Origin of the sequence: Burkholderia sp. DN3021 (assembly GCF_049805555.1) — a bacterium.
Lineage (GTDB): Bacteria > Pseudomonadota > Gammaproteobacteria > Burkholderiales > Burkholderiaceae > Burkholderia > Burkholderia pyrrocinia_C.
Map to the genome: position 1 here is coordinate 1 of NZ_JBNCAB010000084.1, position 12,175 is coordinate 12,175.

The window sequence follows — 12,175 nt, forward strand, 5'->3', positions numbered from 1 at the left end:
CCCGGCGCCGCGGATCCCGGTCAGTCCCGGCGGTTGGCGCGATCGTTATCGGCGCCGGCGAAAACCTGCGCCGCGTGTTCGTTCAGCGCGGGCGGCGGCCGCCGGTACGTGGCCGGCGTGCGGCCGAGCTTGATCGGCGACGCGATGCCGCGATGGCGGCCCAGCTCGACCTTCATCTGCCGATGCGCGACGTGCGGATGGTCGAGCGCCGCGTCGAGCCCGAGCACGGGCGCGCACGGCACGCCGCGGCGCATCAACTGTTCGGCGAGCACCGCGCCGTCGTGTCCGGCCAGCGCCGTTTCGACGAGCGTGCGCAGCGCGGCGCGGTTCGCGCTGCGCGCGCGGTTGTCCGCGAAACGCGGATCGTCGGGCCAGCCGCGCGTGCCGAGCACGTCGCACAGCGCCGCGAACTGCCCGTTGTTGCCGACCGCGAGAAAGATGTCGACGGTGGCCGTCGGAAAGCTGTCGTACGGCGTGATGTTCGGATGCGCGTTGCCGGTGCGCACGGGCGCGTTGCCCGAATGGAAGAAGTTCGGCGTATGCGGATGCAGGATCGACAGCGCGCAGTCGAACAGCGTCGATTCGACGAACTGGCCGCGGCCGCTCGCGTCGCGCTCGCGCAGCGCCATCAGCACGCCGAGCGCCGCGTTCAGTCCGGTCACGAGATCGACGATCGGCACGCCGACGCGCAACGGCGCGCCGCCTGCTTCTCCGTTCACGCTCATCAGCCCCGCAAGCGCCTGCACGGCCGCATCGTAGCCGGGTAGCCCGCCGAGCGGGCCGTCCGCGCCGAAGCCCGATACGCGGCAATAAACGAGCCGCGGAAACCGCGCATGCAGCGTGTCGAAACCGAGCCCCCAGCGCTCCATCGTGCCGATCTTGAAGTTCTCGACGATGGCGTCCGCGTGTTCGAGCAGGCCGAGCAGCCGCTCGCGGTCGTCCGGTTGTGTCAGGTCGAGCGCGACGCCGAGCTTGTTGCGGTTCACGCCGAGGAAATACGACGCGGTATCACCGTCGAACGGCGGGCCCCACGTGCGCGTCTCGTCGCCGGACGGCGGTTCGACCTTGATCACTTCCGCGCCGTGGTCGGCGAGGATCTGCGTCGCGTACGGGCCGCCCAGCACCCGTGACAGATCGACGATGCGCAATCCCGCCAGCGCGCCCTGCTGCTCCCGTTCCGCCATGTGTCCCGCTCCTGGTTCCGGTTGATCGGACTGCCGGTTCCGGCGGCCGGCGCCTGCGGCGCGACTTTCCGGATTCGGCGAATAATTCTTGTACGTGAATTTATATTCACACTCAGGAATTATGTTGTCAAGCCCGGATGTGTCCGGCGCGAAGCGCGGATAACGCCGCCGGGCGCAACTGGAGACGACACCGAATCCGCGCCGGTTGCGGCACCACCCCGCCCTTCGTTAAGCTGGCGGGCAACGCTCATCTCGAAAAAGCAAGGCGAAATATTCATGAAACGGATCCTGCTGGCGGCCTTCATGCTGGCGTCGACGCTCGGCGTCGGACACGCGCAAACCCGGACATTCCATTTCGGCGAAGGACAGACGCAGATGCCGGCCGCGGCACCGCAGGCCGCTGCGCCGACCGCACGGCCCGCGCCCGCGCGCCGGCACGTGACGGCGCCACCCCATCACCGGCGCGCCGTTCACACGCGCCGCCATTCGCGCCACGCGAAGCCGACGCGCAGCGGGATCTACACGCACGCGTAACCTGGCGCAGGCGGCGCGATGCCATGCACGGAACTGTCACGAACGGCCGGTAAGATCGCTGCGGCTGCCTGCATGCCGTCGCGGCCCGCTGCCGGACAACGAACCGCCGACGCGCATTTTCTCCACGATTCAGCACCTGTTTTGCCGAACATGAGTACCGGGCCGGACATTCTCGCCGTCATCAAGGAAAGAGCCACGATCGTGTGCCGCCAGCGCAGCAGCGTGCTGCTGGTCGCCCGCACCGCGTCGCGCTGGTCGCTGCCGGGCGGCACGATCCGGCGCGGCGAGACGCCGCTCGAGGCCGCGCAGCGGGAGCTCGCCGAGGAAACGCGGCTGGAGGGGCTTGCGCTCGACTACGCGGTGCAATTCGGCGGGCTGACGAAGCTGCATCACGTGTTCGTGGCCGACGTGCCGGCGCACCTGACGCCGCGCGCGAGCAACGAGATCGCCCGCTGCAAGTGGTTCACCGTCGACCGGCTCGAATCGCTCCATGCGAGCGTGCCGACGCGCAAGATCATCGAGCTGCTGCGCCTCGACTGCTTCTCGGAAATCGCGAACGGCCCGCTGCGCTGACGTCGATGTCGCCTGCGCCGGTCACGCGCGCAGGAACGGGCCGGCCTTGCGTTCGAGCAGCGCGACGAGTTCGGGCTGCATGAACGCGTAACGGTCGGGGATATCGAGGCAGACGACTTTCTTGCGCTTTAGCCGGGCGCCGAATTGCGCCGACAGCCTCGCCTTGTGCGCGCGCTCCATCACGAAGACGATGTCGGCCCAATCGAGCTGCTCGGCGGACAGGCGCGTATCCGCATCGGGCGCGAGGCCCGCGGAGTCGGTCTCGACATCCGGCCACGCGGCGAATACCGCTTCGGCCGTCGGGCTGCGCAGCCGGTTGCGGCTACAGATGAACAGTGCCCGTGTCATGCCGCTTCGCGGCCTGCCGGCCCGCTCACCCATCACCCTTGCGGAATCGTGCCGGGCCGCACGTACGCGAGCATGTGCGGCACGTAGTCGACCTTGCCGAGTTCGACGCCGTGATGGCGCAGGATCGCGTACGCGGCGATCGCGTGGAAGTAGAACTGCGGCAGCGCCCAGTCGCGCGCGTACTGTTCGCCCGTCATGTCGAATGCGATCCCGTTCGGCATTTCGAGCGCGATCGGGAGCGCGGCGCCGCCATCGAGCGCATCCGGCGCGAGTTCGCCGAGAAATGCGAGCGTGCCCGCGATGATCGCCTGCGCGTCGCTCAGCGAGCCGGGCTGCGCATCCGCATTCCATCCGGCTTCGCGCAATGCCAGCAGCGCGGCCGGCAGCGGCTCGCCGCGCAGCCGGTAGACCGGCTCCATCGCCTGGAAGCATGAGAAGCGCACCTGTGCGGCGAGCGGATACATGTCGGCCGCCAGCTTCAGCGTCATCGCCGCATCGGGCTCGTCGCCCGCGGCCTGCCGGTGTGCGGCAGCCTTGTCGAGCCACGCGGACTGCGCACGCAGCATCTGGGTAAACGTCGGAACGAGAAGTTGGGTCGGCGACACGTGCGAGCTCCTGTGTAGTGGTTTGCGCCACGATATCAGCGTCGGCGCAAACCTGCATTCCGACCCGAGCTGCGCACACGATCCGATGCGAATTCGACGCATTGCCGCATGGCGCGTGCGAGCGTTTCCGTACGCGGGATGATCAATGGTGGAGCACGCCGAAACGCGGCGTCACGGCTTGCCGTATCGCGCCAGGAACCGGTCGAGCTGCGATGCAAACGTCTTGCCGTCGCGCGCGCTGAACGGCGCCGGCCCGCCCGTGTCGATGCCCGTGCTGCGCAACTGATCCATCATCGCGCGCGTCGACAGGCGTTCCTCGATGTTCTCGCGGCTGAACCAGTTGCCGCGCGGGTCGAGCGCATGCGCGCCCTTGTCGAGCACGGCGGCGGCCAGCGGGATGTCGGCGGTGATCACGAGGTCGCCGGCCTCGGCCAGCTCGACGATACGCGCGTCAGCCACGTCGAAGCCGGCCGGCACCTGCACCGCCTTGATGAACGGCGACGGCGGCGTACGCAGAAACTGGTTCGCGACCAGCGTCACGCGGATTTCGGCACGACGCGCGGCGCGAAACAGCATGTCCTTGATGACGGCGGGACACGCGTCGGCATCGACCAGTACTTGCATGGCGGGTTTTCCAATGGGCTGAAGCAGAAGCGGCGATGATAGCGCACCACCGGCCGCGGCCCTGGGCCGACACGCCGCCCGCTCAGCCCGATCAGCCCGCGAGGCCCATGCAAAGCGCATCGGCCATCACCCACTGCGCGCCCCACGCATCGGCCAGCCGTGCACCCTGCCCGACCCGCACGGCCGCGTCGTCGAAGTCGACGAACACGACGTGATCGGCCGCCTCGGGTTTCGCCGGCGCTTCGCGCGTGCGGCCGTCGGACAGCACCCACAGCCAGCGCTGCTTGCCGGGCTCGCGCCGCGCTTCGCGCGCGAGCAACTGCGCGGCGGCCGCGATGCCGTCCGCGAGCGGCGTGCCGCCGCCGCCGTCGACCGGTTCGAGCCAGCGCGCGTTCCACCAGCGCGGCACGGCCGGGCCGAAGCGCCGCGCGGCGCCGTTGCCGCCGAAGCAGATCAGCGCGGTTTCGACGCGGTCGCGCGCGGCGCGATCGAAATACGCGACGATCAGCCCCTTCGCCAGCGCGAGCCGGTCGTGCGACAGCATCGACGCCGAACAGTCGAGCACGAAGCAATGCAGCGCGTGCGGCGTGCCGGCCCGTTTCCGGAAGCGCAGATGGCCGAGGTGGAGCGAATCGCCGCGTTTCGCGGCGAGCGTCGCCGGCCACGCAACGGCCGTACCGGCGCGCGCGGTGCCCGGCACGCGCGCGGCTGCGCCTGATTGCCATCGAGGACCGCGAACGGCATTCGCGGCGGCGCCTGCTCGATGGCTCAGCGTTTTTTTAGCGGCAGCGGCACGACGCTTTTCACGTCGCGCAGCCCGGCGGGTTCGGGCGGCAGGTAGCCCCAGTCGCCCTGCGTTGCGGCGGTGTCGTTCTTCGTCGCTCCCGGTTGGTTCTCCGGCTGCTGGCGCGCATCCGGCGGCGAGCGATCGTCACGTTCATCACGTTCGCGGTCCGGCTGCGACGCGCCGGAAGATGGCGGCGCACCCGCATGGCGCCGGTGCCGCAGCACCGCTTCGGCCACACGCTCCACATGCGACACCGTCACCGCATCGGCCCGTTCCAGCGCGGCGAGTGCGCGCGCGGCGCGCAGCATCACGAGATCGGCGCGCAGCCCGTCGACGGCCGCGTCGATGCACAGCGCGCTGACGCGCGCATGCACCGCGTCGTCGAAATCGAGCATCGCCAGCCGCGCTCGCGCCGCATGAATCCGGTCGCCAAGTTCGCGCTGCGCGGTTGCATGACGGGCGCGGAACGCATCCGGATCGAGATCGAATGCAAGCCGCGCCTTCACGATCCGCTCGCGCTGCGCGGCATCGAAGCAATTTTCCAGTTCGACCATCAGCCCGAAGCGGTCGAGCAACTGCGGACGCAGTTCGCCTTCCTCGGGATTCATCGTGCCGACCAGCACGAAGCGCGCGTCGTGCGCATGCGATACGCCATCGCGCTCGACGATGTTCACGCCGCTCGCGGCGACGTCGAGCAGCGTATCGACGAGCCCGTCGGCGAGCAGGTTCACTTCGTCGACATACAGCACGCCGAGATGCGCGCGCGCCAGCAGGCCAGGCCGGAAGCGCACGCCGTTTTCAGCCAGCGCATGCGCGAGATCGAGCGTGCCCGTCACCTGTTCGTCGCTCGCCGACAGCGGCAGCGTGACGAACTGCCCTTCGGGCAGAAGCTCCGCGAGGCCGCGCGCGGCGGTCGATTTCGCGGTGCCGCGCGGCCCGCTCATCAGCACGCCGCCGAGCGACGGGTCGATCGCGGCGAGCAGCAGCGCCTGCTGCAACACGTCCTGCGCGACGAGCGCCGCAAACGGAAAGACCGCGCGCGCGCGGTGCAGCGTCGGATCGGTCATCGCCGTCCTCCTTCCTGGAGTTGTTCGCTTTCGAGCCAGACCGCTTCGATCCGCTCGCGATAATCGCCCGGCTGCTGCCACAGGCCACGCTGCATCGCCTCGACGAAGCGTTCGCAGATGCCGTGCAGCGCCTTCGGGTTGTGCCGTTCGAGGAACGCGCGCGTGTCGTCGTCGAACAGGTACGCGTCGGCGACGAGTGCGTACTGGTGGTCGGACAGCACGCGCGCGGTCGCATCATAGCCGTACAGGTAGTCGACGGTCGCGGCCAGCTCGGCCGCGCCCTTGTAGCCGTGGCGCTTCACGCCGTCGAGCCATTTCGGGTTGACGACGCGCGAGCGGATCACGCGCGCGATCTCCTCGCGCAGCGTGCGCATCTTCGGCGCGACCGGGTTCGCATGGTCGCCGTGGTAAATGCTCGGCTGCTGCCCGGACAAGTGCCGCACGGCCGCCGTCATCCCGCCCTGGAACTGGTAGTAGTCGTTCGAATCGAGGATGTCGTGCTCGCGGCTGTCCTGGTTCTGCACGACGACGTCGATCGTCGCCAGCCGCTCGCCGAACACGTCGGGCGCAGCGTCGCCCGCGCTGTTCTGCGCGTACGCATGGCCGCCCCATTGGCGGTACGCATCGGCGAGATCGGCGTCGGTCTGCCAGCGGCGCTGGTCGATCAGGTCCTGCAGGCCCGCGCCGTAGCTGCCCGGCCGCGCGCCGAACACGCGCCAGCCGGCGCGGCGCCGCGCTTCGTCGGGCGGCACGCCCTGCGCGATCCATTTCGCGCGTTCGCGCTCGATGCGCGCGCGGACCGGGTTCAGCTCCTCGGGCTCGTCGAGCGCGGCGACGGCCTGCACGGCCGCGTCGAACAGGTGCATCAGGTTCGGGAACGCGTCGCGGAAGAAGCCCGACACGCGCAGCGTTACGTCGATGCGCGGCCGGTCGAAAATCTCGATCGGCAGGATCTCGAAATCGGTCACGCGATGGCTGCCGTGCGCCCATTTCGGCCGCACGCCGAGCAGCGCGAACGCCTGCGCGATGTCGTCGCCGCCCGTGCGCATCGTCGCCGTGCCCCACACGGACAGGCCGATCGCGCGCGGATAGTCGCCGTGATCCTGCAGATGCCGCTCGATCAGTTGCTGCGCGGATTTCAGGCCGAGCGACCACGCGGCCTGCGTCGGCACCGCACGTGTGTCGACCGAGTAGAAGTTGCGGCCGGTCGGCAGCACGTCGGGGCGGCCGCGCGACGGCGAGCCGCTCGGCCCCGGCGGCACGAAGCGGCCGTCGAGCCCGCGCAGCAACTGGCGCATTTCCTCGCCGCCGCATGCGTCGAGCGCAGGCATCAGCGTCGCGCGAACGCGATCGATCACCGCGAGCGTATGCGGCCATTCGCCGGGCGGCGTCGCGTCGGTGCCGGGGTTGCCCCCGGTGGCCGCGCACAGCCCGTCCAGCCATTGCTGCGCGAGCCGTTCGAGCCGCTCGCGCGTATCGCCCGCATGACGCCACGGCGACGCATCGAGCGCCTGCAGGATCGCCGGCCGCGGGCCGGCCCATGGCGCGGCCCAGTCGGCCGACAGCGGATCGAAATCGTCGCCGAGCATCAGGTCGCGTGCGAGCGCGCCGATCAGCCCGGCGCGCTCGCCCTTGCCGTCGCCAACTGGAAAACGCGCAAGCGCGAGCAGCGTGTCGCGTCGCTGGCGATCGGCCGGCGACACGCCGAACACGTGCAGCCCGTCGCGAATCTGCGCTTCCTTCAATTCGCACAGCCACGCGTCGACGCGCGTCAGCAGCGCATCCTCGTCGCCCGCATCGCGCGGCGGCGATACGCTCAGTTCGTCGTGCAGCCGGTGCTCGGCGATCGTCGCGAGAATCGTCTTCCTCAGCAGCTTCGCGCGCCGCGCATCGACCATCAGCGCTTCGTAGTATTCGTCGACCTGCCGCTCGAGATCCTGCAGCGGGCCGTAATTTTCCGCGCGCGTGAGCGGCGGCATCAGGTGATCGACGATCACGGCCTGCGCGCGCCGCTTCGCCTGGCTGCCCTCGCCCGGATCGTTGACGATGAACGGATACAGGTGCGGCAGCGGCCCGAGCGTCAGGTCGGGCCAGCATGCGTCGGACAGCGCGACGCTCTTGCCCGGCAGCCATTCGAGATTGCCGTGCTTGCCGAGATGGATGACCGCGTCGATGCGATACGCATCGCGCAGCCAGAAATAGAACGCGAGATACGCATGCGGCGGCACGAGATCCGCGTCGTGGTAGCTCGCGTAGTCGTTCTCGCCGCGCGAGCGCGACGGCTGGATGCCGACGAACACGTTGCCCGCGCGCCAGCCCGCGATCGTGAAACGCCCGTGGCGCAGCGTCGGGTCGGCTTCGGGCGGGCCCCAGCGCTCATTCAGCGCATCGCGCACGTCCGCCGGCAGCCGCGCGAAATGCGCGACGTAGTCGGCCAGCGCGAAACTCTGGAACGCCGGGCGCAGCGCATGCACGGCCGCGTCGTTGGTCACGCCTTCGGTGAGCCGTGCGATCAGCGCGTCGCCGTCGGGCGGCAGGTCGGCCAGCGCGTAGCCCGCGTCGCGCAGCGCCGCGAGCACGCGCAGCGCGGACGCCGGCGTGTCGAGCCCGACGCCGTTGCCGATCCGCCCTTCGCTTTGCGGATAGTTCGCGAGGATCAGCGCGATGCGCTTGCTCGCGTTGTCGAGCGTGCGCAGCCGGCACCAGCCGCGCGCGAGCGCCGCGACGAACGCGATCCGCTCCGCATCCGGCTGGTAGCGCACGACGTCGACCTCGGTGTGCGGGCAGCGATACGCGAGCCCCTTGAAGCTCACCGCGCGCGTGACGATGCGCCCGTCGACCTCGGGCAGCGCGATATGCATCGCGATATCGCGCGCATGCAAGCCCTGGTTGTCGGCCACCCACGCGTCGCGATTGCCGCCGGACAGGATCACCTGCAGCACCGGCGCGTCGCCGGCGAGCACGTCCGGTTCGGCGGCATCGATCGCGCCGGCCGCGAACGCGGTCGTGTTCAGCACGAGCGCGACGCCGTGCGTGTCGCAGAGCTGCGTGATGACCTCGCGGCTAACCGCGTCCTTCAGCGACGTCACCGCGATCGGCAGCGGATTCAGCCCTTCCCGAACGAGCGCGTCGGCCAGCGCTTCGAACACGGCCGTGTTCGCGGCCTGCCAGTGCGCGCGATAGAACAGGATCGCGACGACCGGTGCGCCGGGCGTCCAGCGCGGCCGCCAGTCGTCGACGCTCGCGCGGTCGCGCGCCGGGTGATACAGCGCGGCCGCCGGCAGCGGGCGCGGCAGCTCGGGTTCGTCGCCGAAGCCCAGCGTATGGAAGGCGATGCTGCGCAACAGCGCTTCGGCGTTGTGCACGCCGCCTTCGCGCAGGTAGCGCCACCACAGCCGGCACAGGTCGGGCGCGACCGTGCTCTTCGCGACGAGGTTCGGGTCTTCCTGCAGGTCGCCCGAAAACATCGCGAGCTGCTGGGCGCGCTTCGACGCAAGCGACACGGCCTGTTCGATCCCGTACGGCCAGTACGCTTCGCCGCCGAGATGATCGATCACGACCGTCTTCGCGTGGCGCAGCACGTCGTCGACATAGAAGTCGACGGACGCCGGCTGCCGCAGGAACGTGACGTTCGCGAGCCGCACGCTCGGGAAGCCGGCCGGCAGTTGCGGCACGACGCTCGCGAGCAGCGACAGCGTCGTGTCGGCCGAGCTCAGGATCACGATGTCGGCCGGCTGCTGGTCGATCCGGACGACGCCCTGCGTATCGTCGACGAAGCCGCCCGGCGTGGTGCGCAGCAGATGCATCGTGCGTTACGCCTGTTGCGGCTCAGCCGCGCACGCGGCGTCGAACGCGCGTTGCAGCGCGGCCGCGTCGAGATCCTCGCCGATCAGCACGAACCGGCTCGCGCGCGTTTCGCCGTCCTGCCAGCGACGGTCGAAGTAGCTGTCGAAGCGGCGGCCGACGCCCTGGATCACGAGTCGCATCGGCGCGCCGGGCAGCGCGGCGAAGCCTTTCGCGCGATAGATCGTGTGCGTCTCGACGACACGCTGCAGCGCCGCGATCGTCGCTTCGCGCGTGCCTGCGTCGCCCGATACGACCACCGAGTCGAAGTCGTCGTGATGGTGATCGTGATCGCCGTCGTCGGCCGAGCCGTGATGGTCGTGGCGCAGGTGGATCGTTTCCTCCGACGCCGATTCGAGCCCGAGCAGCATCGCGAGGTCAAGCTCGCCGCGCGTCGCGCGCACGATCTTCACCTGCGGCGGGATCTCGTCGCGGATCGCGGTTTCGATCTGCGCGAACTGCGCGTCGCCGACGAGATCGGCCTTGTTCACGATCACGAGATCGGCGGACGATAGTTGATCGGCGAACAGCTCGTGCAGCGGCGATTCGTGGTCGAGGTTCGGGTCCGCACGGCGCTGCGCGTCGACGGCCTGCGGGTTTTCCGCGAACTGGCCGCTCGCGGCGGCCGGCCCGTCGACGACGGTCACGACCGCATCGACCGTGAAGCTGTTGCGGATCGTCGGCCAGTTGAACGCCTGCACGAGCGGCTTCGGCAGCGCGAGTCCCGACGTCTCGATCAGCACGTGGTCGATGTCCGCGCGGCGCTCGACGAGCGCTTCCATCACCGGATAGAACTCTTCCTGCACGGTGCAGCACAGGCAGCCGTTCGCGAGTTCGTAAAGCTGGCCCGACGCTTCGTCCTGCGCGCCCTCCGCATCGTCGCAGCCGATGCCGCAGCCCTTGAGGATTTCGCCGTCGATGCCGAGCTCGCCGAACTCGTTGACGATCACCGCGATGCGGCGGCCTTCGGCGTGCTGCAGGATGTGGCGCATCAGCGTGGTCTTGCCGCTGCCGAGAAAGCCCGTGACGATCGTGACGGGCAGCTTGCGTAGGGTCATGGAATATCCAGGGTCGTAAGGGGAGTCAGGCCGAGATCGTCACGTCGATCTCGTCGTAGCGCTTTAACCGGTAGATCAGGGCCGACACGAGCCAGCATGCGAGGAACAGGCCGATCACGACGTAGCCGAGCATGCCGAAGTGCGACGCCACCATCGACGCGAAGTCCCACACGGGGCCCTGCAGCGACAGCTTGTCCGCGAGCAGCGCGAGCACCTCGATGCCGCCGATCAGCGCGGCGACCAGCACCGACACGAAGGTGATCGTCATGTTGTAGTAGATCTTGCGGATCGGCCGCACGTACGCCCAGCGATACGCGCCCATCATCAGGATGCCGTCGGTCGTGTCGACCAGCGTCATGCCGGCGGTAAACAGCATCGGCAGCGCCATCACGGACCAGAACGACAAACCGCCCTGCACCTGCGCCGCCGAGATGCCGAACAGCGCGATCTCGGTCGCCGTATCGAAGCCGAAGCCGAACAGGAACCCGACCGGATACAGGTGCCAGCTGCGCGACACGAGCCGGAACAGCGGACGGAACAGACGCGCGAGCACGCCGCGCTGGTTCAGCAGCAGGTCGAGATCGGCGTCGACGATCGGATCGCCGCGCCGTGCGGCGCGAAACGTCCGGTAGACGGAAATCAGGATCAGCAGGTTCGCGATCGCGAGCACCAGCAGGAAGAACGCCGACACGCTCGTGCTGATCACGCCGCCCCACGCCTTCATGCTCTCGAAGCGCGCGAGCGACGCGGCCGTGAGCGCGACCACGACCGACATCACGATCACGACCGTCGAGTGGCCGAGCGAGAAGAACAGGCCCGCGCCGAGCGGGCTGCGGCCCTCCTGCATCAGCTTGCGCGTGACGTTGTCGATGGCCGCGATGTGGTCGGCGTCGACCGCATGGCGCAGCCCGAACACGTACGCGAGCAGCGCGGTGCCGAGCAGCACGGGCTGGCCGTGGAAGGCGGCGAACGCCCAGATCCACGCGCCTGCGTTGAAGGCGATCAGCAGCGCGTAGATCGCGACGATCTTGCCGCGCAGCCCGGACGGACTGTCGTTGAACAGGCGAAACAGCGAATCGAGCATGACGCTCCTTTGCGAACGGTCGACATGAAGAATGCCAACACGGCCGTCGCTGCGCGGCCCCACGCGGTCCGGCCCGTCATCGGGCCGGATCATGCGCGCTCGCGCGGGCGGCCGGACGACGGGAATCGGGAAACGCTCGGGTGTCGGGCACGCTGCGGCCGTGGACGATGCGCCGCCTCCCCGCGGCGCTGAACCCCAACGTTTAGGCCGGTATCCGGGCTGACGAACACGCCGCTTCGCCTTCCCGGATGCGCAGGGCATCCAGTGGCGGTCGTCCGCATGCACGCGGCATGCGGCGAAGCGGCGCTGCATCGCGGCGGGCACGATGCGTTCGCTTACCGTTGCGGGGGCAGCACAGGTTGGCTCGACTGCGACGCAGGCAGGCTCCCTGTTTCCCGTTTAACTGCGCACGCCGGAGGGCGCGCGCGAGCACCAAAACGCGTGCGAGTGTAGGCGTCGGGGGCGGGA

General features: G+C 69.5%; 11 protein-coding genes and 1 riboswitch. Of the genes, 2 read left to right on the forward strand and 9 right to left on the reverse strand.

The features are described 5' to 3' along the window. Positions 1 to 20: 20 nt before the first annotated feature. Positions 21 to 1,184, reverse strand: a complete 1,164-nt coding sequence (locus tag ACPUER_RS29510) for a CaiB/BaiF CoA transferase family protein (protein ID WP_425132815.1) — start codon at positions 1,182 to 1,184, stop codon at positions 21 to 23. A 276-nt stretch (positions 1,185 to 1,460) separates the two neighbouring features. Here ACPUER_RS29510 and ACPUER_RS29515 point away from each other — a divergent pair, with 276 nt between their 5' ends. Beyond that, on the forward strand, positions 1,461 to 1,718 hold the full coding sequence (locus tag ACPUER_RS29515) for a hypothetical protein (RefSeq protein ID WP_425132816.1): 258 nt from the start codon (positions 1,461 to 1,463) through the stop codon (positions 1,716 to 1,718). 150 nt (positions 1,719 to 1,868) lie between these two features. Continuing rightward, positions 1,869 to 2,291, forward strand: coding sequence for an NUDIX hydrolase (locus ACPUER_RS29520; protein ID WP_310142563.1), 423 nt, complete (start codon positions 1,869 to 1,871; stop codon positions 2,289 to 2,291). A 21-nt stretch (positions 2,292 to 2,312) separates the two neighbouring features. Here ACPUER_RS29520 and ACPUER_RS29525 read toward each other — a convergent pair whose 3' ends face one another. From ACPUER_RS29525 to ACPUER_RS29560, 8 genes are all read right to left on the reverse strand, one after another. Further along, positions 2,313 to 2,639, reverse strand: coding sequence for a low molecular weight protein tyrosine phosphatase family protein (locus tag ACPUER_RS29525; RefSeq protein ID WP_310142565.1), 327 nt, complete (start codon positions 2,637 to 2,639; stop codon positions 2,313 to 2,315). A gap of 32 nt (positions 2,640 to 2,671) precedes the next feature. Further along, positions 2,672 to 3,244, reverse strand: coding sequence for a DUF1993 domain-containing protein (locus ACPUER_RS29530; protein ID WP_425132817.1), 573 nt, complete (start codon positions 3,242 to 3,244; stop codon positions 2,672 to 2,674). A 171-nt stretch (positions 3,245 to 3,415) separates the two neighbouring features. Further along, on the reverse strand, positions 3,416 to 3,868 hold the full coding sequence (locus ACPUER_RS29535; RefSeq protein WP_072440986.1) for a YaiI/YqxD family protein: 453 nt from the start codon (positions 3,866 to 3,868) through the stop codon (positions 3,416 to 3,418). A 91-nt stretch (positions 3,869 to 3,959) separates the two neighbouring features. Next, complete coding sequence (locus ACPUER_RS29540) at positions 3,960 to 4,568, reverse strand: vWA domain-containing protein (RefSeq protein ID WP_425132818.1); 609 nt, start codon at positions 4,566 to 4,568, stop codon at positions 3,960 to 3,962. A gap of 68 nt (positions 4,569 to 4,636) precedes the next feature. After that, the gene (locus tag ACPUER_RS29545; protein ID WP_425132819.1) at positions 4,637 to 5,722 is read right to left on the reverse strand and encodes an ATP-binding protein; all 1,086 of its coding nucleotides are present in this window, start codon (positions 5,720 to 5,722) and stop codon (positions 4,637 to 4,639) included. Beyond that, entirely contained in the window at positions 5,719 to 9,528 is a 3,810-nt protein-coding gene (cobN, locus tag ACPUER_RS29550; protein WP_425132820.1) for a cobaltochelatase subunit CobN, read from the reverse strand. The genes ACPUER_RS29545 and cobN overlap by 4 nt, the downstream gene beginning before the upstream one ends. Before the next feature lie 6 nt (positions 9,529 to 9,534). After that, on the reverse strand, positions 9,535 to 10,623 hold the full coding sequence (gene cobW / locus ACPUER_RS29555) for a cobalamin biosynthesis protein CobW (RefSeq protein WP_425132821.1): 1,089 nt from the start codon (positions 10,621 to 10,623) through the stop codon (positions 9,535 to 9,537). 25 nt (positions 10,624 to 10,648) lie between these two features. Continuing rightward, entirely contained in the window at positions 10,649 to 11,707 is a 1,059-nt protein-coding gene (locus ACPUER_RS29560) for a HoxN/HupN/NixA family nickel/cobalt transporter (protein WP_425132822.1), read from the reverse strand. A gap of 188 nt (positions 11,708 to 11,895) precedes the next feature. Next, positions 11,896 to 12,159: riboswitch (cobalamin riboswitch) on the reverse strand. Positions 12,160 to 12,175 lie beyond the last annotated feature (16 nt).

Excerpts from the sequence above, each read along its gene's own strand:
- ACPUER_RS29510 (WP_425132815.1), bottom strand. The coding sequence starts at position 1,184 with ATGGCGGAACGGGAGCAGCAGGGCGCGCTGGCGGGATTGCGCATCGTC.
- ACPUER_RS29515 (WP_425132816.1), top strand. The coding sequence starts at position 1,461 with ATGAAACGGATCCTGCTGGCGGCCTTCATGCTGGCGTCGACGCTCGGC.
- ACPUER_RS29520 (WP_310142563.1), top strand. The coding sequence starts at position 1,869 with ATGAGTACCGGGCCGGACATTCTCGCCGTCATCAAGGAAAGAGCCACG.
- ACPUER_RS29525 (WP_310142565.1), bottom strand. The coding sequence starts at position 2,639 with ATGACACGGGCACTGTTCATCTGTAGCCGCAACCGGCTGCGCAGCCCG.
- ACPUER_RS29535 (WP_072440986.1), bottom strand. The coding sequence starts at position 3,868 with ATGCAAGTACTGGTCGATGCCGACGCGTGTCCCGCCGTCATCAAGGAC.
- ACPUER_RS29545 (WP_425132819.1), bottom strand. The coding sequence starts at position 5,722 with ATGACCGATCCGACGCTGCACCGCGCGCGCGCGGTCTTTCCGTTTGCG.
- cobN (WP_425132820.1), bottom strand. The coding sequence starts at position 9,528 with ATGCATCTGCTGCGCACCACGCCGGGCGGCTTCGTCGACGATACGCAG.
- cobW (WP_425132821.1), bottom strand. The coding sequence starts at position 10,623 with ATGACCCTACGCAAGCTGCCCGTCACGATCGTCACGGGCTTTCTCGGC.
- ACPUER_RS29560 (WP_425132822.1), bottom strand. The coding sequence starts at position 11,707 with ATGCTCGATTCGCTGTTTCGCCTGTTCAACGACAGTCCGTCCGGGCTG.